17 protein-coding genes and 1 pseudogene are annotated in these 21,671 nt (G+C 66.1%); 4 read left to right on the top strand and 14 right to left on the bottom strand.

Translation table 11 applies throughout. From position 1 onward, the window contains the following. Window positions 1–2 precede the first annotated feature (2 nt). The 10 genes and pseudogenes from MMSP_RS14630 to MMSP_RS14585 form a co-directional block, all read right to left on the bottom strand. Window positions 3–1,213: pseudogene (locus tag MMSP_RS14630) on the bottom strand (PPE family protein). Window positions 1,214–1,868: 655 nt separating this feature from the next. Beyond that, on the bottom strand, window positions 1,869–2,705 hold the full coding sequence (locus MMSP_RS14625; protein WP_020787250.1) for a DUF3097 domain-containing protein: 837 nt from the start codon (window positions 2,703–2,705) through the stop codon (window positions 1,869–1,871). A gap of 206 nt (window positions 2,706–2,911) precedes the next feature. Further along, complete coding sequence (locus MMSP_RS14620; protein WP_369797354.1) at window positions 2,912–4,771, bottom strand: PE family protein; 1,860 nt, start codon at window positions 4,769–4,771, stop codon at window positions 2,912–2,914. Between the two features lie 204 nt (window positions 4,772–4,975). Then, on the bottom strand, window positions 4,976–5,950 hold the full coding sequence (locus MMSP_RS14615) for a patatin-like phospholipase family protein (protein ID WP_086085263.1): 975 nt from the start codon (window positions 5,948–5,950) through the stop codon (window positions 4,976–4,978). Between the two features lie 93 nt (window positions 5,951–6,043). Then, complete coding sequence (locus MMSP_RS14610; protein WP_036426534.1) at window positions 6,044–7,114, bottom strand: ABC transporter ATP-binding protein; 1,071 nt, start codon at window positions 7,112–7,114, stop codon at window positions 6,044–6,046. A 5-nt stretch (window positions 7,115–7,119) separates the two neighbouring features. After that, window positions 7,120–7,962, bottom strand: coding sequence for a carbohydrate ABC transporter permease (locus tag MMSP_RS14605; protein WP_020787246.1), 843 nt, complete (start codon window positions 7,960–7,962; stop codon window positions 7,120–7,122). Beyond that, window positions 7,949–8,902, bottom strand: a complete 954-nt coding sequence (locus MMSP_RS14600) for a carbohydrate ABC transporter permease (RefSeq protein ID WP_015355720.1) — start codon at window positions 8,900–8,902, stop codon at window positions 7,949–7,951. The genes MMSP_RS14605 and MMSP_RS14600 overlap by 14 nt, the downstream gene beginning before the upstream one ends. Then, window positions 8,899–10,215 (bottom strand): sugar ABC transporter substrate-binding protein, encoded by a 1,317-nt coding sequence (locus MMSP_RS14595; protein WP_020787245.1) that lies wholly within the window; start codon window positions 10,213–10,215, stop codon window positions 8,899–8,901. Before MMSP_RS14595 ends, MMSP_RS14600 begins: the two co-directional genes overlap by 4 nt. Window positions 10,216–10,296: 81 nt before the next feature. Beyond that, on the bottom strand, window positions 10,297–11,094 hold the full coding sequence (locus MMSP_RS14590) for a ketosteroid isomerase family protein (protein WP_020787244.1): 798 nt from the start codon (window positions 11,092–11,094) through the stop codon (window positions 10,297–10,299). After that, window positions 11,094–11,654 (bottom strand): isochorismatase family protein, encoded by a 561-nt coding sequence (locus MMSP_RS14585; protein WP_020787243.1) that lies wholly within the window; start codon window positions 11,652–11,654, stop codon window positions 11,094–11,096. The genes MMSP_RS14590 and MMSP_RS14585 overlap by 1 nt, the downstream gene beginning before the upstream one ends. Before the next feature lie 95 nt (window positions 11,655–11,749). Here MMSP_RS14585 and MMSP_RS14580 point away from each other — a divergent pair, with 95 nt between their 5' ends. Beyond that, window positions 11,750–12,565 (top strand): DoxX family protein, encoded by an 816-nt coding sequence (locus tag MMSP_RS14580; protein WP_036427287.1) that lies wholly within the window; start codon window positions 11,750–11,752, stop codon window positions 12,563–12,565. On the opposite strand, the gene MMSP_RS14575 is transcribed toward MMSP_RS14580, so the two are convergent. Genes MMSP_RS14575 through MMSP_RS14565 form a run of 3 tightly spaced genes read right to left on the bottom strand, consistent with a single transcriptional unit; the run spans window position 12,562 to window position 16,585 of the window. Further along, window positions 12,562–13,077 carry a gluconokinase gene (locus tag MMSP_RS14575; RefSeq protein WP_020725481.1) on the bottom strand — a complete coding sequence of 172 codons (516 nt, stop codon included), beginning with the start codon at window positions 13,075–13,077 and terminating at the stop codon, window positions 12,562–12,564. The genes MMSP_RS14580 and MMSP_RS14575 overlap by 4 nt on opposite strands. Then, complete coding sequence (locus MMSP_RS14570; RefSeq protein WP_020787241.1) at window positions 13,074–15,074, bottom strand: phosphotransferase; 2,001 nt, start codon at window positions 15,072–15,074, stop codon at window positions 13,074–13,076. Before MMSP_RS14570 ends, MMSP_RS14575 begins: the two co-directional genes overlap by 4 nt. Before the next feature lie 5 nt (window positions 15,075–15,079). Further along, on the bottom strand, window positions 15,080–16,585 hold the full coding sequence (locus tag MMSP_RS14565) for a carboxylesterase/lipase family protein (RefSeq protein WP_015355713.1): 1,506 nt from the start codon (window positions 16,583–16,585) through the stop codon (window positions 15,080–15,082). Between the two features lie 78 nt (window positions 16,586–16,663). Between MMSP_RS14565 and MMSP_RS14560 the strand changes: the two genes are divergently transcribed. The 3 genes from MMSP_RS14560 (at window position 16,664) to MMSP_RS14550 (ending at window position 18,859) form a co-directional block, all read left to right on the top strand. Beyond that, window positions 16,664–17,344, top strand: a complete 681-nt coding sequence (locus tag MMSP_RS14560) for a hypothetical protein (protein ID WP_012394711.1) — start codon at window positions 16,664–16,666, stop codon at window positions 17,342–17,344. 330 nt (window positions 17,345–17,674) lie between these two features. Further along, window positions 17,675–17,992: a hypothetical protein gene (locus MMSP_RS14555; RefSeq protein ID WP_015355712.1), complete on the top strand. Its 318-nt coding sequence runs from the start codon at window positions 17,675–17,677 to the stop codon at window positions 17,990–17,992. A 3-nt stretch (window positions 17,993–17,995) separates the two neighbouring features. After that, window positions 17,996–18,859, top strand: a complete 864-nt coding sequence (locus tag MMSP_RS14550) for a bestrophin family protein (RefSeq protein WP_015355711.1) — start codon at window positions 17,996–17,998, stop codon at window positions 18,857–18,859. A gap of 141 nt (window positions 18,860–19,000) precedes the next feature. On the opposite strand, the gene MMSP_RS14545 is transcribed toward MMSP_RS14550, so the two are convergent. Continuing rightward, window positions 19,001–21,661, bottom strand: a complete 2,661-nt coding sequence (locus tag MMSP_RS14545) for a sugar epimerase family protein (RefSeq protein ID WP_020787238.1) — start codon at window positions 21,659–21,661, stop codon at window positions 19,001–19,003. Between the last annotated feature and the right edge of the window lie 10 nt (window positions 21,662–21,671).

The raw sequence follows: 21,671 nt of genomic DNA, 5'->3' as shown, positions 1-21,671 counted from the left end.
TGTCAGTTGGCCACGCCCACCAACGCCGACCCCCACGTCGCCGGCAGCATCGGCTCCCGCGATCCGCCCTCAAACTCGCTGCCGCCAAACGCGGTCAGGCCCGCTGGCTGCCCAACGGACCCTTTGGTGGAGGTGCCGGCAAAGCTCGACATGTCGGCACCCCGCTCAGAAGCCACCGTTGAGACCGAGTTGCTCGCCGGCACCGCCGATCCAGCCGAGGCCAGTCCCGCTGCCGGCGCCGGTGCGGTTGACGCAGTCAGCAATGGCGCCATCCCCGCGCGCGCGCCCACGAACACCACGTGCTCCTGGTCGGTGTCGTTCAACTCGTCCCTGCGCGACTGGTCGGCCAGGTACGCGGGAATGCCAATCGGCAGTGCCGTCGCCAACTACACCGGCACCCCAGCCGTCAACCCGATCAAGGAGAACCAGTCAACAGGAATGGCGACGAGACCAACAGAATCGGAGTGCCCAAGATAACCGCCACGACCGACAGGACAAACGCCTCTACGACGACGATAATCGGCAAGATGATGCTCAAGATGATCGTGTAGGCGACGATCGCATACAGGATCTCGAGCAATACCAGAATGATCTGGATCAAAATCACAATGATGATCGGCAATTCCGCCGCCGCGGCGGGCAGAGCGGCCGCAGAAACACCCTCCGCCGCACCGGCTTTGAGCACCACCGGGGCCGGCACGCCGCGCGGCGCGGCAGCCAGCGCCGCAGTCGAGCCCGCCTCATAAACACTCATCACCGTGGCCGCCTGGACCCACATCCGCGCATAGTCGGCCTCATTAAGCGCAATCGGAATGGTGTTGATCCCGAAGAAGTTCGTCCCAAGCAACACCGCGTGAGCGGCATGGTTGATGGCCAGCTCCGCCAAGGTAGGCATCGCCGCCAGTGCCGCAACATATTCCGCAGCCGCCGCCTCATGCTCAGCAGCCATCACCGCATAGTCGGCACTGGCCTTGGTCAGCCACGCCGCATAAGGCAGATGAGCCGCCACATAGCTGGCCGCGCTCGGCCCCTGCCACGCCTGAGCCTGCACCCCGCCAAGAACACCAGCGAGCTCCTCGGCCACCGACGCGTACTCAGCACTCAACGACGCCCACGCGGCCGCAGCGTTCTGCAACAGCCCCGGTCCCGGCCCCGTACTCAACGAAGCCGCATGCACCTCAGGCGGTGCAGCCATCCAAATAGCCGCCGTCATGCGCGCACACCCGCGCCGGGCGCCACATCACGCACCCGCCTCACGTGGAAAGACTCGACTAAAAGCAAGCCGGTCATGCACTCACTCCTTCCGGCACGGCGGACAAATATGCGGCCACAGGCATCTGGCGCATGGCGCGCAGCCATACGTGACGCCACTCCGCAGTGATCTACACCATAGACACGAGCATCACCACGCCCGACAGCGCAGGGGTGTGTTGGATGTTGGCGGCTGCGCATGCCTGCGCCCACGAGCAGCAACGCACCCCCCAGCCCGATCTCGCCGTCGATAGCTGCTTAGGTTTGCTAATCGCTTCCCTAAAGACTGTGGCGCAGAACACAATGCCGGTGGAATCCGCCGCGGGCGGATCTAGCGGGAGCCAGCGTGCGAGATCGCCGGCGTCGCGCTGCGGTTTTGCCATCGTGCGTGACGGACCGTCACCGGCCGGATGCTGGGCCAGACCCAACGGCTCGAGCACGAATGCGCAGCCTGCCCTCGCACCGGAGCGCGAAATGAAATCACGGCGATCATTTTTCCCGCGGCGTGCCATCAATGCGCGAGCTGCCAGAGGATGGCCAGCTCGTGCCACCAGCTCCGCGGCACGCACCCGGTCCGTCCTCGGCGTGACGGACAATGGCGCCGCGGTGGGCGGTGGTCACACGCCAGGCGCGGTCACGAAGTCGATGAGTTCTTCCACCCGACCGATCAACGCCGGTTCCAGATCGTTCCAGTCCCGCACCTTGGAGCGGATGCGCTGCCAGGCGCGGGCGATGTCCGCCTGATCGGCATGCGGCCAGCCGAGCGCCTCACAGATGCCGTGCTTCCACTCGATGTGTCGCGGCACATTCGGCCACTGCTTCAGACCGAGCCGCTGCGGCTTCACGGCTTGCCAGATATCGACATAGGGATGACCAACGACCAGGGTGTCGCAACCACCCGGTCCCTGGCGTACCGCCTCGGCTATCCGTGCCTCTTTCGAGCCGGCCACCAGGTGGTCCACCAGAACACCCAGCCGACAGTCCGGACCGGGTCTGAAGTCGGCAACGATTTGGACCAGGTCGTCAACGCCGCCGAGATACTCGACGACGACGCCTTCGATGCGCAAGTCTTCGCCCCAAACCTGGGATATCAGTTCGGAATCGTGGCGGCCCTCGACATAGATCCGGCTCGCGCGGGCAACTCGGGCACGCGTCCCCACGACCGCGACGGAGCCCGATCGCGTCCGGCCCGGACCGGACGGAGCGGGCCGCTTCGGCGCGGTGAGAATCACCGGGCGACCGTCAATCAGATAGCCCGGGCCGAGTGGAAATCCGCGGGTCTTGCCGTGCCGGTCTTCGAGATCGATGCGGCCGTATTCGACGCGGACCACCGCCCCCACGTAGCCCGACTGTGCGTCCTCGACCACCATGCCGAGCTCCACCGGGTGCTCAACGGATCGGGGTTTGCGGCGCGCTCCCGCGGCCAGCACATCGGTTCCATAGCGATCCACCACGCGGCAATAGTAGGAAACCGGACGGGCGATCGTCGCTGCGGCGCGCCGGTTAGACCTCGAAAATCACTGCGCTGGAAACATTTTGCACGATGTCGGACAGCTGATGACGGGCGCGCAAGCTAGCTCCTGGAAAAACGGGATCCGCGCCGGTGGCCGCTGGTCCGGGCACAACCGGTTTGAGGCAGCGCACCCGCAGTCGCCTACCCCTACCCGTTCTGCCCGGCCGAGCCGATCAGTCCTCCCCTGCCACCGGAGCCGCCGGACGCCGGCGGGACACCGGCTCCGCCGTTGCCGCCCGTACCGATCAGGAGCGCGGCATTGCCACCGTTGCCGCCGGCACCGCCGGTGCCCGCACTGCCGCCGGTTCCGCCGGCCCCGCCGTCGCCACCGTCACCGCCGTTGCCGAATAACAGTCCGCTTGACCCGCCCTGGCCGCCGACACCACCGTCACCACCGTCGAAGCCGGTTCCACCGACGCCGCCGTCCCCGGCGTTGCCGCCGGCGCCACCGTTGCCGAACAGCAGGCCGCCGCTACCGCCGATGCCGCCGTCGCTGCCGGCACCCCCGGATTCCTGAAGGACGTTGCCGAAGCCGGTCCCACCGGTGGCCCCGTTCCCACCAGCCCCGCCGTTACCGATCAGCATCGCGGCTCCGCCCTGGCCCGCCACGCCTTCGAAGCCGCTGGTTCCGCCGCTGCCGGCATTGCCACCGTTGCCATAGAGCAGCCCGCCTTGACCACCGGAACCGCCTGTTTCGCCAAACTGAACGCTGAGGCTACCGGCCCCTACGTCGCCGGCGTTGCCACCGTCGCCGCCGTGACCGATCAACCCCACGCCATCGACGCCGATCGGTCCGAGCGTTATGTTGCCAACCCAGCCGCCCTCGCCGCCAAGGCCGCCGAAGCCCGCGAAACCGTTGGCGCCGGCGTCGCCGCCCTGACCTCCATTACCACCAGCGCCACCATTGCCCAATACCAAACCACCCGCACCGCCATCCCCCGCGGAGCCGCCATTGCCGCCGCTACCGCCGAAGATGCTTGCACCCCCTAGCGTGGACCCGGCGGCTCCCTTTCCGCCGCTACCGCCGGCTCCGCCGTTGCCGATGACCCCCGCGTCGCCGCCCCCACTGGCGAGTCCGGCACTGCCACCGGTGGCACCGTTCATGACACCGGTTTGGGTTTCGTCGCTGCCGCCACCGCTGCCACTGTCCCCGCCATTTCCGGCGTTACCGATCAGCCAGCCACCGTGGGCACCGGAGCCGCCATTGCCGCCAGCGCCTCCGACACCGCCCAAATCCGAGCTTGTTGTGGCGCCGGTCGCTTGTCCACCCACGCCGCCGAGGCCCCCGCTACCGCCGTTACCGAACAAGAGCCCGGCGTGACCGCCCGAACCCCCGGCACCGCCGGCGCCGCCGCCCAGGCCCGCAGCGACCGATCCCGATGCCGTGGCGTTGCCCCCGGCACCGCCGATGCCACCGTCTCCACCGTGGCCATAGATCCATCCACCGGCGCCGCCGTTGCCGCCGGCACCGCCCGCGCTGCCGGCTTGACCGCTCGCGCCGTCGGCACCGGTGCCGCCCAGGCCGCCGTTGCCACCGCGGCCCCACAGCCCGGCCGAACCGCCGCTAACGCCATTCTGGCCGACCCCTCCGGACCCGCCGTTGCCCCCGTTGCCGATGAGCCAGCCGCCATCGCCGCCGTTTTCGCCGGTCCCCGCCGCCCCGTCGGCGCCATTGCCAATCAGTGGACGCCCGGTCAGCGCCACCGCGGGGGAATTGATCAGGTCGAGCACAGCTTGCTCGACCGTCTGCAACGGTGACGCGTTGGCCGCCTCAGCGGCGGCATATTGCGCGGCCCCACCACTCATCAGCTTGACGAACTGCTCGTGCAATGCCAGCGTCTGAGCGCCGAGCGTCTGATATGCGTTCCCGTGCGCTTCGAACAACGCCGCAATGCCCGCCGAAACTTCGTCGGTGCCCGCCGGCAGTAGCCCCGTTATCGGAGCCAACGCGGCCGCATTGGCCTGGCTGATCGTCGAACCAATAGTTGCCAGATCGTTGGCCGCCATCTCAACTACCGCGGGCACCACGGTGACCTGCAAGATCGACACCTCCCAGTGACTCTTCGCCGCCGGTCGCGACAAAGTGATCCACGACACACTCGGAATTGGTGCAAATGGTACGTTCGTCCGAGGCAAGTTGGGCGGCATTGACCAAAATCACTCCGCCGATATCCGCTGAGCCCTCTTGGCCAAGCGCGCCGGGGCAAGACGCTAGGGCGAGGGCGCGGCAGGACTCCCGCACTCAGTCAGGTAGTCGGCGTAATTCCAACTCTGCAAAAACTTGCGGCCCGCCTGTAATCCGCGCCGGTAGAGCGCATCCCGTTGTTCGGACGTGATGTCGAAGTCGATCGGGCTCACGCCGTCAGCCGGTACGAAGATGGTGCGTTGCACGGTACATGGATCGTCAATGTAGGCGTTGTCCTGATTGCTCACCAGCGTCTCAATCGCGGCGATTCCCAGTGACACTGGACCGTGCACCGGACGGGTGAGAGGAATTCCCGGGCGCGCCGACAGCCGGATTCCGAAGGTCGGCCACCGCGGTTCGCCGTCGGCACGATCGAACAGTGCCACCGGAAAATTGGACAGCAAACCACCGTCAACCCAGGTAGCTCCGCGCACCCGAACGGGTTCGAAGACGAAGGGGATGGCCGAGGAGGCGTGCACCGCCCGCGCCACCGAAAATTCGTCCGGGTCAAGGCCATAGGAGTCCAGATCCCACGGGATGCGGACCAGCCGGCGCCGGGACAGATCACTGGCGGTGACCACCAGCGACCAGGCGAACTGCTCGGGCTGCTCGCCGGTGCGCAGATCGCCAAAAGTGTGCACGCCAAGATCGGCGAGTAAGCCGGCGAGCAGCTGTTCGAGGTACGCGCCTCGATAGACCCCGTCGGACACCAGCAGCGAGAGCCCGCCACCGATCAACGGGATATGCCCGATCAGGTTACGGTCAAGGAACTTCCGGTAATCGAGGGTGCGCATGATCTCCGCGAGCCGCGACAGCGGTTCACCGGCGGTCTGCAAAGCGGCGACCATCGCAGCGACAATGGCACCCGCACTGCTGCCCGCGACACGCGGAAACTCGTAACCAGCCTCGGCCAAGGCATCCACCGCACCGACCAACCCGATGCCGCGGACCCCGCCTCCTTCGCACACCAGATCGACACGCGCTGCGCTCACGGGCGCCAGGGTAGCACGATCGAGTCGATTTGCCGGTAGGCGGCGCGCCGGACGACGGAGGGTTCCGGCGCCGGGGCATGAACCCGATCGGAACGCTGCGGCTCAAGCGATACGGCGGCCGTCGACGGTGAAGAAGTGCAATTGCGCCGGTTGTGGATACAGCCGCACCCGACTACCCCGCTCGGGCGGGTTGCTGCCATCCGCTCTAGCCACAACGGATTGGTCGATCATCGTGCCGCCGTTGCTGATCCGACCGTAAAGGTAGGCGTCGGCGCCGAGCTCTTCGACCACGTCAATTTCCATTTCGACTCCGAGGTTGCCCACTTCGAAGTGCTCGGGCCGGACTCCGACAACGACCTCGGGTGCCGGCACGGTCACCTCCCTGGGTAGCTGAATCAACCAATCCCCCAGCAACACTGAGGAATCGACGATCGGCAGGATGAACATGTTCATGGCCGGCGATCCGATGAATCCGGCGACAAACACATTGTCGGGCCGGCGGTAGAGTTCACGCGGGGCCGCGCATTGTTGTAGTACGCCGTCGCACAGCACCGCAACACGATCGCCCATGGTCATGGCCTCTACCTGATCGTGGGTCACGTAGACGGTGGTGGTACCCAACTGCCGTTGCAGTCCGGCGATCTGGTTGCGGGTTTGCACCCGCAGCTTGGCATCAAGATTCGATAGCGGCTCGTCCATCAGGAACACCTGGGGGCGGCGCACGATAGCGCGCCCCATCGTTACTCGCTGGCGCTGGCCGCCCGAGAGGTCTTTGGGCTTGCGATCGAGATAAGCCTCGAGATCGAGCAGTTTGGCTGCCTGAAGGACCCGGTCGCGGATCTCAGCCTTGGGGGTCTTGGCGACCTTCAGTGCAAATCCCATGTTTTGTGCCACGGTCATGTGCGGGTACAGGGCATAGTTCTGGAACACCATCGCCACGTCGCGACTCTTCGGATCGACATTGGTGACGTCGCGTTCAGCGATCCGGATCCGCCCTGCATCTACCTTTTCCAATCCGGCCAGCATCCGCAGCGACGTCGTCTTGCCGCAGCCGGACGGACCGACCAGCACCACGAATTCGCCGTCGTCGACCACGAGATCAAGGCTGTCGACGGCCGGACGGTCCGCACCCGGGTATCGACGTGTTGCCCCCTCGAAACTCACCGAAGCCATCCGGGTCACCCGCCCAGTCCAGTCACGGCGATACCACGGATGAAGGCGCGCTGCGCGACGGCGTAGACGGCCACCAGTGGCAACAGAATCAGCATCGATGTTGCCATCAGTACCGGCCACCGAGCCACGTACTCTCCCTGCATCCGCACCAGACCGAGGGTTAACGTGGCGATGCTGTCGCGCTGGACCATCAACAGGGGCCATAGGAAGTCGTTCCACACATTGACCCAGGTGAGCACACCGAGCACCATCACCGCTGGCCGCGCGTGCGGCAGCAGGATTCGCCAGTAGATCTGCCACGGCGAGCAACCATCGAGAGTCGCGGCCTCCTCCAAGTCGCTGGGCAGCGTCCGGAAGAACTGGCGCATCAGATAGGTCCCGAACGCGCTACCAAACAGTCCCGGCACGATCATCGCCCAGGGCGTGTCCACCAAGCCCACCGTTCGCATCAGGATGAACTGCGGAATCACCGTCACGGTGAGCGGCACCATCAAAGTGCCCAGGTAGAGGACGAAAAGTGTGTCGCGGCCTCGAAACTCGAGTAGCGCAAACGCATATCCGGCCAGTGAGCAGAAGAAGATCTGCCCGGCGGTGACGCAACCGGCATAGAGCACGGTGTTGAAGAACATTCGCCAGAAGGGCATCAAGGTGAATACCTCAGCGTAGTTGGACCACTGTGGGTCCGACGGCAACAATCTCGGTTCGCTGACCTCACCGCCCTTCCTCAGTGAGCCGGACAGGGCCCACAGAATCGGAAACAGAGCACACCAGGCGATCGCGATCAGCGCCGCATAGAGGGCGACAGCACGCACAATGTTGCGCTGCACCACCCGGTCAGCTGAGCCCACTGGACGCCTCCCACGACCGTCGCCGGGTGATCCGGAGCTGCAGCACGGTCAACACCAGCAAGATGGCAAAGATCACCCAGGCCAGCGCGGACGCATATCCGAACTCCAGGAACGAAAAGGCGTGCTGAAAGAGCATGATGCCCAGCACATAGGTTCCCGTTTCCGGTCCGCCGTTGGGACCGGTGAGGACGTAGACGAGGTCGAACGCCTGGAAGGCGTGAATGATCGAGATGACAACGACGAACGACATTGCGCCACGAATCAGCGGGACCGTGATGGACACAAACTGCCTGATCTCGCCCGCGCCATCGATTTTGGCGGCCTCGTAAACGGTCTCGGGGACGCCCTGCATCGCGGCCAGCAAGACGACGGTGGCGAACGGGACACTTCGCCACACGCTGACCAGACACAGCGAGACCATGGCCCATCTGGGCTCGATCAACCACGGGACGGGACCGACTCCGATCCAGCCGAGGATGATGTTGAGTAGCCCGTTGTTGGTATCGAAGACGAACTGCCACACGACCGCCATCACCACGGACGAGATGGCCAACGGCAGGAAGACGATTGTCCGAAAGACACCGATTCCGGGCACTTTTCGGTTCAGCACAGCAGCCACCACGAGGCTGATCAGAACGGTCGGCACGACGGTTCCAGCGGTGTAGACCACCGAGTTCCGCAGGGCGATCAGAAACAACGGGTCAGACGTGAACAGCTTGGCAAAGTTCTGCAAACCGACAAAGGTGGGGGCGCGGAACAGATCCCAGTTCTGAAAGCTCATGTAGAGCGAGAATCCCAGCGGGAACAACAGGAACACCGCAACGGCGGCGAGATTTGGAGCCACGAACATGCGGCCGGCCCACGAGCGGCGTTGCCAGCGGCGCGACCGGCCCGTTTCGGCGCCAGGTTCTGGCGTGCTGCGCGTGTCGATGGACGTCATGGGCTGCGCAGCACTTCGTCAAGGGCCCGCGACATGCCGATCAACGATGTCGCGGGCCGAGATCCGCGCAGAACCGGGCCGAAGTTGCGAACCATCAAGGCGTGGACCTTCGGCCACGCCGGTGTGATCGGTAGCCCCTGTGAGTGGCCCGGCCCCGCGGTGAGCACAGCCAGATTGTCAACCCTGCGGTGGGCTTTGGCGAACCCGGCCGAGTTGAGCGCGGACCCCAGCACAGGGACGAACAGATCGGTCTCGCCGATCAACGCCTGCCCGGCCGGACCGGTGGCGAACTTGACGAACTCCCAGGCTTGTTCTTTGCGTGCACTGCTGGCCGCAATCGCCAGACCGGTGGCGCCGATGTTGGAGCACGCAGCGCGCCCGTTGGGACCCAACGGCAACGCGGTGACGTCGAACTCCAACCCGTCGGCGCGGTCGAAGGTCTGGTATCGCCAATGGCCGCCCAGTGCCATCGCCGCCTTGCCCAACGAGAAGAGGTCGGTGGTGGCTATCGACTGCAGCTCCGATGCGGTGGGGGCCACCTGGTGCTTGGCGGACAGGTCCGCGTAGAACTGCACGGCCTGGATGAAGGCGTCGTCGTCAAAATTGAGGTGGGTCGGATTCATCCGCGGAGTCGACCGCGGTACGCCGTTGTTCAACGCGAACAGCCCGGCCGAAAGCGGCGGCACAAACGTGTCGACAAATCCCCACTGTGTGACCCGGCCCGCGCCGTCGCGCTTGGTGAGCGCGCGGGCCGTGTCCAGAAACTCGGCGAAGCTCCAGGGCTGGTCCCAGCTGGTCGGCGGAGGTGGCACACCGCCGTCCGCGAAGAGCCCTCTGTTGTAGAACAGGAAGTTTCCCGACCACTGCTCGGGAAACGCGTACTGGCCCCCGTTGTAGGCGAAGGTGTCATACAGTGCCCCGATGCTGTCCGCGGCCAGCTCGTCGGCGAACTTCTGGTCCCGCGCCAGCATGGTGTTCAGATCCAGGAACACGCCTCGATCGGCCAGTTCGGCGTAACTCAATTCCCACGCCATCAATACATCTGGACACTTGCCGCCGGCACAAAACGTCGATATCTGCTGCAAGGCCCCCGGACCTGACAACAACGTCCGCACCTTGATGTCGGGATGACTGCGCCCGAACGCCTCGACAACCCGGATCCGGGCGTCCGCTTCCTCAGGATTCGCCGCGAAAAAGAACGTCAGGGCGTCATCGTCGGAAGCGCAACCGGCCGCCACCGGTGCCAGGGCCGCCGCGGTGAGTAGTCCAGCACCCCGCAGCAGCTCCCGGCGCCGCAGCGGCTTGTCGAACATTTCGCTCCCGATGGTGGCCCCGGCTCCAACGCCGACGGTATCTAGGTCCTTAGTACCCGCGTTGCGCCGGATTGGCCGCGATCAGCTCGGGAAGTAGCGGACTCGGTGGATTTCATTGCCTCGCCAGGGCAACTCGGCGAACATGATGCCCCGCCCGTGATCAGTGACAACTGACACCGTGACGGTGGACCCGGATCCGATCATCTTCGACCAGGTGGCCCGACGAAGCTGCTCGATGAGTTCAGCCAGCTCCAGCACATCGTCGTCGCCCAAAGTTATTGTGGCCGTGTCCGAGAGGGTCCGCGTTGCGGCCTGGCTGTCGCCACGAACGACGGCGTCGAGGAAGGTCGACACCAGCGCTTGGTGACGCGCACCCGACCGCCGGAATCCGGTCATGAAACCCGCGGTCCCGCGCAACCCCTGATTGCCCAGTAAACCCCGGGAGAGCATGAGTGCGGGCTTGGCTACCTGCGCTCCCCCGCGCAGGAACTGCAGCATCATCGCCGGCAGGTCCCAATACGCCCGCAGCACGGCGATCTTCCATTCGTCGCTGGCCTTTCGCAGGTCGTAGCGAAGAAAGGCGGGGACGAACATCGTGACGCCCGCAGCCATTGCCACCTCGAGTTCGAAATCGCGCAGTACCACCGTGCCGCAGACGATGTCGAGGTCCCGGTGGAACTTGATGTCTCGTGGACCGATGAACGTGTCGAAGAACCGGCCGATCTGTTCATGCCCCACGTGTGGCATCGACCCCACTGGGTCTTCGACGCGGCCGTCGCTGGTGAACAGACTCACCCAGCCGGCGCGATCGTGGGCCGCGGCGGCCCGTGGCGACCGCTCGACGGCGGCCAGGAGATCGTCGCGCTTGGGTAGGGCCATTACCGGCTCCCGACCAACGCGACCCCGGCGGTGCGCATCCCGGCCAGCGCCACCTCGGTTGTCTCGGCCGAAATGCCCGCGGTCAGGTCCAGCAGCACCCGGGTAGCGAAGCCGGCCCGAGCCGCGCCTTCGGCGGTCTGACGCACGCAGTGGTCGGTGGCAACACCAACCACGTCGACCGCATCGATACTTCGCTGTCGCAGCCAGTCCTCCGGCGTCGTGCCGTGGTGATCCACACCCTCGAATCCGCTGTAGGCAGCGCAGTAGGCGCCCTTTCGGAACACCGCCTCAATCGGGGCGACGTCCAGATCCGGACAGAACTGGGCGCCGGTACTGCCGGCACGACAGTGCGGCGGCCATGACGACGAGTAATCCGGGCAATCCGAGAAGTGAGCACCAGGATCGATGTGAAAGTCCTGGGTGGCCACCACGCGGTCATATCCGGGGCTACCAGCCAGATAGTCGTTGATCGCGCGTGCCACGAGGTCAGCGTTTTGCACTGGCAGCGCGCCGCCGGCGCAGAAATCGTTCTGCAGATCGACGATGATCAACGCTCGCACAGCGTCCACCATATCGCCAGCGGGACGTGGTCACCGTGCGGCGGGACAAACCGGCCGTGGGTTTGTTCGCCGGCACAGCGGGTAATACGAGAATCATGTTGATCCGCAGAATCGCACGACCCATGCTGTCGGCGGCGTTCATCGGCCAGGGCGTCGAGTCGCTGCTGAACCCCAAGCCGGCGGCGCAGGCCGCCGCACCCGCGGTGGCGGGTTTGCGCACCCTGCCGGAACCGATGGGCAGCCGCGTCCCGGCGGATCCCGAAACCGTCGCCCAGATCAACGCCGCCGTTCAGATCGGCGGTGGCCTGCTCCTGGCCACGGGCCGGTTGCCGCGCCTGGCCTCCGCTGCGCTGGCCTTGACGGTGGTACCGGGAAACCTTGGCGCCCACTTGTTTTGGAACGAGCCAGACCCGGACCGCAAAGCCCAGAAGCGACGGGAATTCCTCACTGACGTAAGCCTGCTCGGCGGACTGATCATCGCGTCCGCCGACACCGCGGGCAAGCCGTCATTGGCCTGGCGGGGCCGGCGGGCCGCCGAGAAGTTGTCCGGCGCGGTGTCTTCGGCTCTGCCGGGATCCGACGACATGCGGCTGGAGTCCGAGTTGGGCGACAAGATCGTGCATGGCATACAGGCGGGAGCCGAGCGCGGCCGCGAGCTGGCCAGCACCGCAGCGGAGAAGAGCGCCCCCTATGCGGAAGCCGCGCTGGAACGCGGCAGGGAGCTGGCAAGCACCGCAGCGGAGAAAGGTGCCCCGCTGGCCGAGGCGGCACGCAGGCGGGGCGAGCGCCTAGCCCACAGCGCCCGCGTTCGCGGGGCTGAACTTGCCGAGACCGCACGCCACCAAGGCACCCAGCTCGCCGACACCGCGCGTGCGCGGGTCGAGGCCCCGGTTAGGGGCCGTCGGCACTAGCCACTAGCCAGGAACGCCTCGACGATCGAATCGACATCGCCGCCCACACCGTCGATGTCCACGGTTACACCTCGCTCGTCGTCACCGAGCGGCTCCAATGTGTCCAGTTGGGAGCGCAGCAGGGTGGCCGGCATGAAGTGATCCGACCTGGCGGCCAAACGGCGGCCGATCAGTTCTGCGGAGCCGCTCAGATGGAGAAACTCAACCTGCGGACAGTTCTCCCGCAACGCGTCGCGGTACCGGCGCGCCAGCGCCGAACAGCTGATCACGCCCCCGCCGGGATGGTCGGCCAACCACCGCCCGACCCGCCGCAACCAGGGGCGGCGATCATCGTCGTCAAGGGGCTTGCCGGCGGCCATCTTCGTGACGTTGGCCTGCGAATGCAGCGTGTCAGCCTCCGTGAACGGCACCCCCAAACGCTGTGCCAGCGCCGCCCCTACCGTCGACTTGCCTGCCCCGCAAACACCCATCACCACGATCGGTGACGGTTTCGGCGACCGGTGGACGCTCACACCTGGTTGCGGTTCCATTCCATCCATCCGACGCCGCTGCGACCATCCGTGGTGGCCACAGCGACCCACGCGCGCGGGAAATGGCTCACGCGCCCGTCGGAGGCACTCAGGCGTACCGGCGCGTGGGCACGTACGTCGACTTTCGCCGTGATATCACCCGGTTTCAGACTCAACGTCGTGTTCTGCGGTAAGCCGTTGCCGCCGAACGCTTCCCGAAAGTTCACGGCCTGCAGCTCGGTGAGGTTCCCGCCGGAATCCTGAACGTAGCCAACGCTGAAGGCGGGAGTGCCCGGCAGCTGGATGTTCACCCCGTGCAGGTGGGTTCCGTCGTCGAGATGCAGCGCACTCCACATCCAGTCCATGCTCCACCAGTCGCGCACACCCCAGGAATGGTCACGCTGTCCGGGGACCGCATCGACGCGATAGTGCGTCCCGTCGACGGTCACGGTACCCGCTACCGTGCAAGGGATCTCGTAACGCGACGTCAGCCGGTATTGGTAGGGGACTCCGTTGGTTGTCCAGACCAGGTTCATCGTTACCTCGACCGGATCCCCGGGCTCCCCGCGCAGCAACGCTGACGGGTCCTCGTATGCCTGGCCTCGCGCCCGCAACTCCACCGCATAGGTCTGCAGCGGTGCCGTGGCATGGTGGCGCAGCTCAATATCACCGGTTCGCACCGCCCACGGGTCATCGGGTAGCGCGACCTCGATGTCGGCAACCGCCACGGTCGCCATGTCGGGCCCGCACAGCAACGCGTGTACCCACGCCTTCTGCTGGTTCGCTATTCGGCCGAGACGAAACCAGCCGCCCAAACCCTGTGCGGCATCGACGAAATCGGCGTACCAGCTTTCACTCCAGAGCGGCTCATCGGTGGGCTCGTGCGCCATTTCGTCTTGCTCACCCGGGCACAACGGTTCCGGCGGTGCCGCATCCGGCAGCGTGGCCAGGGCGTCGGTGTCCAGAACGTGTTCGCAGTGGCGGTGCAGCATCGTCATTAACAGCCGATCGCCCCGGTCGGTCCGTTCCACCAGCATCGATGACACGATCGCCATCATCACGCCGAAAAAGCTCTGCCGCCGTACCTCGTCGGCGACTTGCTCGAGCGTGATCGGCGCTTCCGGGCCCAACGCATCGTGATAGGTCCGCAGCAGGTCGTCGTAGTGCGCGCGCCGCTCATTCGGTTGCAGGGCACAGCCCAGGAAGTAGGCCAGATCTGTCAGAGCCGGGCCCCAAGATACGGTCTGCCAGTCCACCACTGTCAACGGCCGCTCGGCACCGGCGGCACCGAAAAGCAGGTTGTCCAAACGGTAGTCACCGTGCACCAAGCCCTGGATTGCGCCTCGGGAGGACTCCTGAGCCAGGTAGCCGTCGAACGCCGCCACCAACCGTTCACACACCATGCGACTGCGTGGGTCGATCTGCTCGCCGTAGCGGTCGAGGAACCCCGCGTACAGCCCGCTGACCATGGCTTGGTTCAGCGGCGAATCACGGTTGAGCCATGGCGCTTCGGCCAGTGCCGCGTCACCGAGCAGCGGACCGTGCAGCCGCCCCAGCTGACTGACCGCGAGCTGTGCCTGTGCGACCGTGGCACCGGCAATATCGTCGCCGACCAGCGCTGGCCCCGCATCACCGAGCAACAGGTCGAATGCGCCCGTTTGGGCGTCGACGGCGGCGTGATAGCACGGCGCTATCGGCCCACCCAGACGCGGCACCACTTCGGCGTAGAAGCGAACTTCGCGTTCGTAGAGCCCCAGCGCCTGGCCGGTCTGGCGGCTCATCGGATCGGTGGCCGCGACCTTGAGCACCACCGACGACGGACCGCCGGGCATCGCGTAGGTGAGCTGGACGCGGTAGCACTCGCTCATCTGGCCGGTGCCGATCCGCTCGACGGTGAATTCGGTGACGTCCCCGGCGCCGATCTTTTCGGTCAGCCACGACGCGGTGAGGTCGCCGGGTTCTTCGATGATGCCCGCGTTCTGGTCGCCCTCGTCGTTCATGACGTTCACCGCGCCAGCGAGAAGCCGTCCCACGCCAGCCTGCGGTGCTGGTGCGGATCGATCTCGACGCGACTCTTGCGGTCGATCACCATGACAGCACGGCGGGTGTGCGTGTAAGCCGGCCAGTCCTCGCCGGGCGTACCGGTCTGGCTGAACGAGCGCCAGCGCCGGATCACCTCGTCGCTGACCCGCAACGCGTGTCTGCGGTCGGCGGCGGCGGTCAGAAGCGCGCCGAACCTGGTTCGATAGATGTCGAAGACGGCGAACAACTCGGTCGCATGCGTGGCCCCGAACCCGGACCAGCGCAATGTCCGTGGCGCGTAGTCATAGCGATAGAGGTACGTGGGAGCGTGCGCTCCTTGGGCTTCGGCGATCTGCCAGGCCGCGGCGTTGAATGCGAAATCACCGCCCAGCTGTATGCAGGCAGCGGACTCCGGATAGTTCGGGTAGGCCGCGGTGATGCGTTCACGGGTAGCCGGTTCGGTGTCGGCGAGCAACTCGTCGATCATCGCCTTGTTGGTCGGCAGCATTTTGAGGAACCGGGTGAACAGGCGGCCCTCGTCGGCGTTGGTGCCGACGATGAGCGGCACTTTGTGTGATTGCCCGGCGCGCATGGCCTCGACGGGGTCCAGCGGCAGGCAGTCATCACCGAAGGTTGGGCCGATTGGGAAGGCGCCCAAGCGTTTCTGCATGCCCTGATCGATCAGCCGGTGCTGGGTTTGCACCAGTTGAGCCGCGGTTGCCCGCATCAGCGCGCTGGCGGCGTCGTGCTTGCGCGCACCGAGCAGTCGGGCAAAGCGTGTCGCGAATTCGGCCGCGATTTCCCGCGGACGCACCATACCGGCGGCCGGACTCTCCGAGATCGCGCGGGCGAAAAGACCTTTGGCCGCCGGAACCGCCAGCAGCGTGGCGGTGATATGCGCGCCCGCGCTTTCCCCGAAGATGGTGACGTTGTCCGGATCACCACCGAACTCCGCGATGTTGTCCTGGATCCACTGCAATGCCATCACCAGGTCGCGCAGGTACAGGTTGCCGTCGATGGCGATGTCCGGTGTCGACAGCGAAGACAGATCCAGACACCCGAGCGCGCCCAGCCGATAGTTGACCGAAACATAGACGCAGCCTCGCCTCGCCAGTGCCGCGCCGTCATATATCGGAGTCGCCGAGCTGCCCAGGATGTAGCCCCCACCGTGGATGAAGACCATGACCGGCAGCGGTCGATGCGTGGGGGCTTCGGGTGCGACGACGTTGAGGGTCAGGCAGTCTTCGCTCATCGGCTGGTATTTGCCCAGGCCGAGCATGGTGTAGCGGCGCTGCTGAGGCGAGCAGTGAGTGAACCCATGACAGTGGCGGACACCCGACCAGGGCTGCGGGGGCCGCGGCGCGCGGAACCGGAGCGGGCCGATCGGAGCCCGCGCGTAGGGGATGGACCGCCAGCGGTGCACGCCGTCGCGAGTGAAGCCTTCAACGACGCCGGTGGCCGTGCGGGCGCGGACGGTGCGCTCATGCATAACCCGACGTTAGCGGACCCGAAACGCACACGGCGTGCGTACCACTTGAAATCCCCTCAGGGCGGCTAGCCTGACGGGATGCGAATCGCCGCGCTAGTCGCAGTACCGTTGCTGGTTGCCGGGTGCGCACATGACGTCGACAGCGACTCGGGTCGTTCGCAGACCAGCACCCCGGCGACGCCGAGCAGTAGCGTTTCTTCCTCGACAAGCAAACTTCCCACAGCCTCGAAGGTGCCGTCGGCCGGGGCGCCGATCTCCGAGGTCATTGCCTGGATAGAGGCTGGTCACGCCGCTGATCCGGCGCGCTATCACAGTGTGACGCGAGAGGATGTCACCACCGAGCTCGGCGACGATATCGCATTCAGCGCCCAAGGCGGCAAAGTGTCCTGCCTGACCGACACCAAGCACACCGGTGACGCGATGGCCTGCCTGGTCAGCCTGACCAACCCGTCTCCCCCACCCCCCACCGCCTACGGCGAATGGAAGGGCGGCTGGGTCGATTTTGACGGCACCAACTTGCGGGTCGGGGCCTCCCGAGGCGACCCGGGACCGTTCACCAACGGCAACGGGCCCGAGTTGGCCAACGGCGACTCGCTGTCGTTCGGCGACTACCGTTGCCGAGCCGATCAGGCCGGCGTTTTTTGCGTCAACTACGCCCATCAGTCCGCCATTGGGCTCAGCAGCGCCGGCGTCGAGCCGTTCGGCTGCCTGCGGTCGGTACCGCCGCCCGACGGTGTGGGCGCCGCGTTCAGCTGCTGAGGCGTGCCCGTCGGCTGCTATGCCTCGGTGATATCCAGTGCAATGGGAAGGCAGCCCCCCCTTTGGCGGGCCACGCGGTGGGGCCGATGACTTGCCCGACTGTGGCGGGTTTGTAGAGATGTCAACAGATTTCACCTCGCGGTCTGGCCCGCATCGGCCAGCTACGGTTGACGTCGTCAGCTACTTTGCGCAGTCCGGGTGCCGGGGCGTGATTATCGAGGATGCTTCACCGGCGGCGGGCAGGCAGCCGCTCAGGTACTCGACTTCGGCTGCCGCCGGTGGATGAACTACTGACGCACCCGCCATGGCCATGACACCATCACGCCCGTCATGGGCGTTACATTCCACAAGCTGGCGCCGTTGGTCGGCACCCGCACCCGGGGCAGGCTGGTGGGCATCCTCGGATTTCCGCTGCTAAGGATGGCGGTTCGCTCACCGCTGCCAATCTCGCCTTGCGCAACACGTCCGGCGCCGCTGACCTGGAAGCAAAGTGTTGCGCCAGACATTGAAATCTGGAAGCATCCGGCGGCGGTGCGGCAGGGGCATGATCCGCAGTTGGAGCGCGCCGCAACCGTCGCCATGGAAGCCCTCACCAAGAACCCAGCGCCCGCGCCTGCAGAGCCCGTCTATCCCAACTACGCGAAGTAGATCATGATCGAATACGACTCGCACAAATGGCTGGACCACTTTTTTGACATCCGCGGCTCGCTGGTCCGGGAGATCAGCGGTCGCGTCTCCCTATGCGTCGCGTGGTCGGCGGCGGTTGTCACCTTTCACAACTATGTCGCGCCGGTCGGCATGCCGTTCCAGCTGCACACCCTGATGGGCCTCGCTCTCGGTCTCCTTCTGGTTTTCCGCACCAACTCCAGCTACGACCGTTTCTGGGAGGGGCGCAAGCTATGGGGAGGCATCGTGAATGAAACACGCAACCTCGTCCGGAGCGCCAGCGTATACATCACCGGAGATCCCGCGCTGGTGGCCCGACTTACCCGATGGACAGCCGTCTTTCCCTGGGCGGCCATGCACAGCCTGCGCGGTACCAAAGGCCTCGGGCCACAAATCGCCGAACTTCCGCCCGCCGAGGCGCAGGAGGTGATCGACGCCCAGCATCCGCCTCTCGCTGTCGCCGGCAACATGTCCGATTGCCTCCGGGAGGCGCGCGAGCGGGGCCTGATCTCCGACATCATGCTCACCTCGATGGACCAGAACATTCAGCTCCTGGTCGACTACCTCGGCGGCTGCGAACGAATTCGCAAGACGCCGATGCCCTTCGCCTACGCCGTGCACCTGCGCCGGGCGCTTGTACTCTATTGCTTCACCCTCCCCTTCGCCATGGTCGAGACCTTCGGCTGGACGACCATTGTCGACGTCCTCATCATCGCCTACACATTCTTCGGCATCGAGGAAATCGCCGTCGAGATCGAAAGCCCCTTCGCGAATGACGCGAACGACCTCCCGCTCGAGGACATCTGCGAAACCATCCACAAGAACGTCTACGCCCAGGCGGGCATCTAGCAGCTCGCGTGCCCGAGGGGCTTCAACGCATGGCCCGCCGGGCCCGCTGGCAGGTCAACAACGAGCGCATCCGCCAGCTCGGGCGCGAGGAGGGGCTACGGGTTAGCGCCCGGGTGATTTCTGTGGCTACTAACTCGCCGACTAGGCCAAATCAGCGGGATCGCTCTGCGTAACCGATGAATCGCCTTCGGCCGCCAGCTCGAGCACTTGGATCTCCCCGGTGGTGCCGTCGACCTCGATGAGCGCGCCCGGCGGCAAGAACCGGGTGGCGCCCTGGGCGTCCACCACACAGGGGAACCCGAACTCGCGGGCCACCACAGCCGCATGCGACATGGGGCCACCCAGTTCGGTGACGACGGCCGCCGCGTAGCAGAAGGCAGCCGTGTAGCCGACGTCGGTGACCTCGGCGACCAGAATTTCGCCCGGCTCTAGTTCATCGATGGTCTCCGGACGCACGATCCGCACCCGGCCACGCACCCGCCCGCCGCAGACGCCGACTCCGCGCAAGGTGCCCCCGGCCGTTAGCGCCGCCGCCGAGGCGGTCGACGGCTCCCACTTCCCACTGAACACCGTGGGTGGGACGACGGCGGTCAGCCTGCGTTGTTCTGCGCGGCGCCGGGCCACCAACTCGGCCACGTCCGCGGGCAGTGCGTCGAGTTCGTCGACCAAGAGGTAGAAGACATCGTCGGAGGCGTGCAGCACGCCGGCTTCGGCCAGCCGGCGCCCATGCTCGCGCAGCAGGGCGCGCAGCACCCAGATCGCGCGAACCATCTTGTCTCGGCGCGCTTCCCGGTCACGCAGTTGGCGTGCGGCCAGCACCGCGATCGGCTTGGCCTGCAATGGTATCGACGGCTGCGGCGGTTGCGGCACCGAGGAGGTGCTCAATGTCTTGGCCACCATGCCGACCAACAATTCCGGGTTGTCGGCGTAGCTGGTCGACATCATCTCGACTTCCGCCGGCCCACGGTGCCCAATCAGCGAAAGCTCTTGGCGCACTGCATCGTAGAAGTGCGGCGCCGCCACCGCCAGCTTGCCGAGGCGGTCCCCGGGTTCGGACAGCAGCCGAATCACGGCTTCGTCGTGGCGCGCCGCGTCCACCAGGCGCTGTACCGCTTCCACCGAACGGGCGCTGACCAGTTCGGGCCCCGCGGCCGGGGCGGTGTCGCGGCCGCTCACGGCGCGCAACAGCACGTTGAATGCGGCACAGAGCATGAAGGAACCCGAAGCCAGCACCCAGCCGTGCACCACGTGGTCGCGGGCCAGCAGAATCAGGCTCAGCAGGCGCCGATCGTCAAGCGTGGTGACATCGCCCCCGGCAAGCTGCTCCAGGCGGTCGACATCGGCGATGAAATCGTTGGTGTCCAAGGCCGAACCGGCGCTCAGGCCGACCAGGTTGACGCCGAATACGCCGATATTGCGAACGGTGCGCAGTTGCCGGCGCACGAAGCTGGATTCTGCCGGTGGGCGTTCCTCGCCGAAAATGGGCAGCGAGCCCATGCTCGGGCCGAAGAACCCGCTGTTGCTGACGATCATCGCCGGCTTGGCGAATGGCACTGTCTCGGCCATGAAGTGCGCCGATGTGATGGCCCCGTAAAGCCGATGGGCGAACACCGCGACGGTGCGCATTGCGATCTCGCGCTGAATCACTCCACCTGGCCGCAACCGTTCGGCAATACCGACGCCGCCCGCACGCAGGCCACGCACGGTGACCGATGCCGATGAAGGCGAGAACGGACCGGGCAACGCTTCGGACAGATTGGTGGCCAGAAACGTCGGGAAACGCGGATCGATAGGTGTGTCGAACTCCCCGTTGACACCTTCCGGGCCTGCCAGCCGGGGAACCACACCGTCTTGCGCGGGAGCGTCAACGGCGGGCAGGTCCTGGATGTTGGCGAGTCGCCAGGGCAGCGATACCACCCGTCTGCCCAACGAGACTCGGCCACGCACGGCCAGCGCGAAGTCCTCGACAGACTCCTCGGCGGTGAAGGCCGGCTGGAACTTCCATTCATCGTGCAACCGCGCGGTGTCCATCACGGGAACGCCTTGCACCAATTGGAATTCGGCGACCGACCCAATACGGCGAAGCGCCGCGCCGACCGGCAGGATGGGGCGTCGCAGTGCCGTGGCGATCTCGCGCAACGTGGGTAGCCCCGGGGCGGCGAGATTGACCGGACCGGTGCCCGCACCGACGTCCGATACCGCGCGCGTCAGCAGCCGAAGTACGTCGTCGAGGTGCACCACCTGCAGTACGTCATCTGCCGAACCGTCGGGGAACGCCGGCAGAGCAAACAACCGGCGCACCCAGTTGTCGATGTTGCGCCCTACGATGAGCGCCGAACGCACGGCAACCCATTGCGCGCCGGACTCCTGCAGCATCTGCTCGACGCCCGCCTTGTGCCGCCCCTCGGCCGAAGCTGGCGCCACCGCACCGTGTTCGGTGGCCGGCATCGGCAGACCCGGCCGGTAGACGTGGGGGGAGCTGGGGGCCACGATGCGGCCGGTACCGCAGGCTGCCATCGCATCCAAGACGTTGCGGGTTCCGTCGATGTTGATCTGCTGGCTGATCCGGCCGTCCGGACCCGGGTTCCGGGCCCATGCGCAGTGGGCGACCACGTCCGCGCCCGTGATTGCGCGCCGGACCGCGGCCGCGTCGCGGATATCGCCGGCAACGAAGTCGGCCTGACTCGGCCAGCTGTCGGGCCGCCGGCGCGACATCCCGACGACTTCGTGGCCCTGGCTGAGCAATCGGGAGGCCAGGCCACGGCCCAGCACCCTACCGGCCCCGGTGACCGCGACCCTCACTGAGTTTCCT

This window comes from Mycobacterium sp. 012931 (assembly GCF_000419295.1).
Classification (GTDB): domain Bacteria; phylum Actinomycetota; class Actinomycetes; order Mycobacteriales; family Mycobacteriaceae; genus Mycobacterium; species Mycobacterium marinum.
The sequence above is the reverse complement of the archived record's forward strand: the minus strand, read 5'-3'. Positions and strand labels throughout refer to the sequence as shown.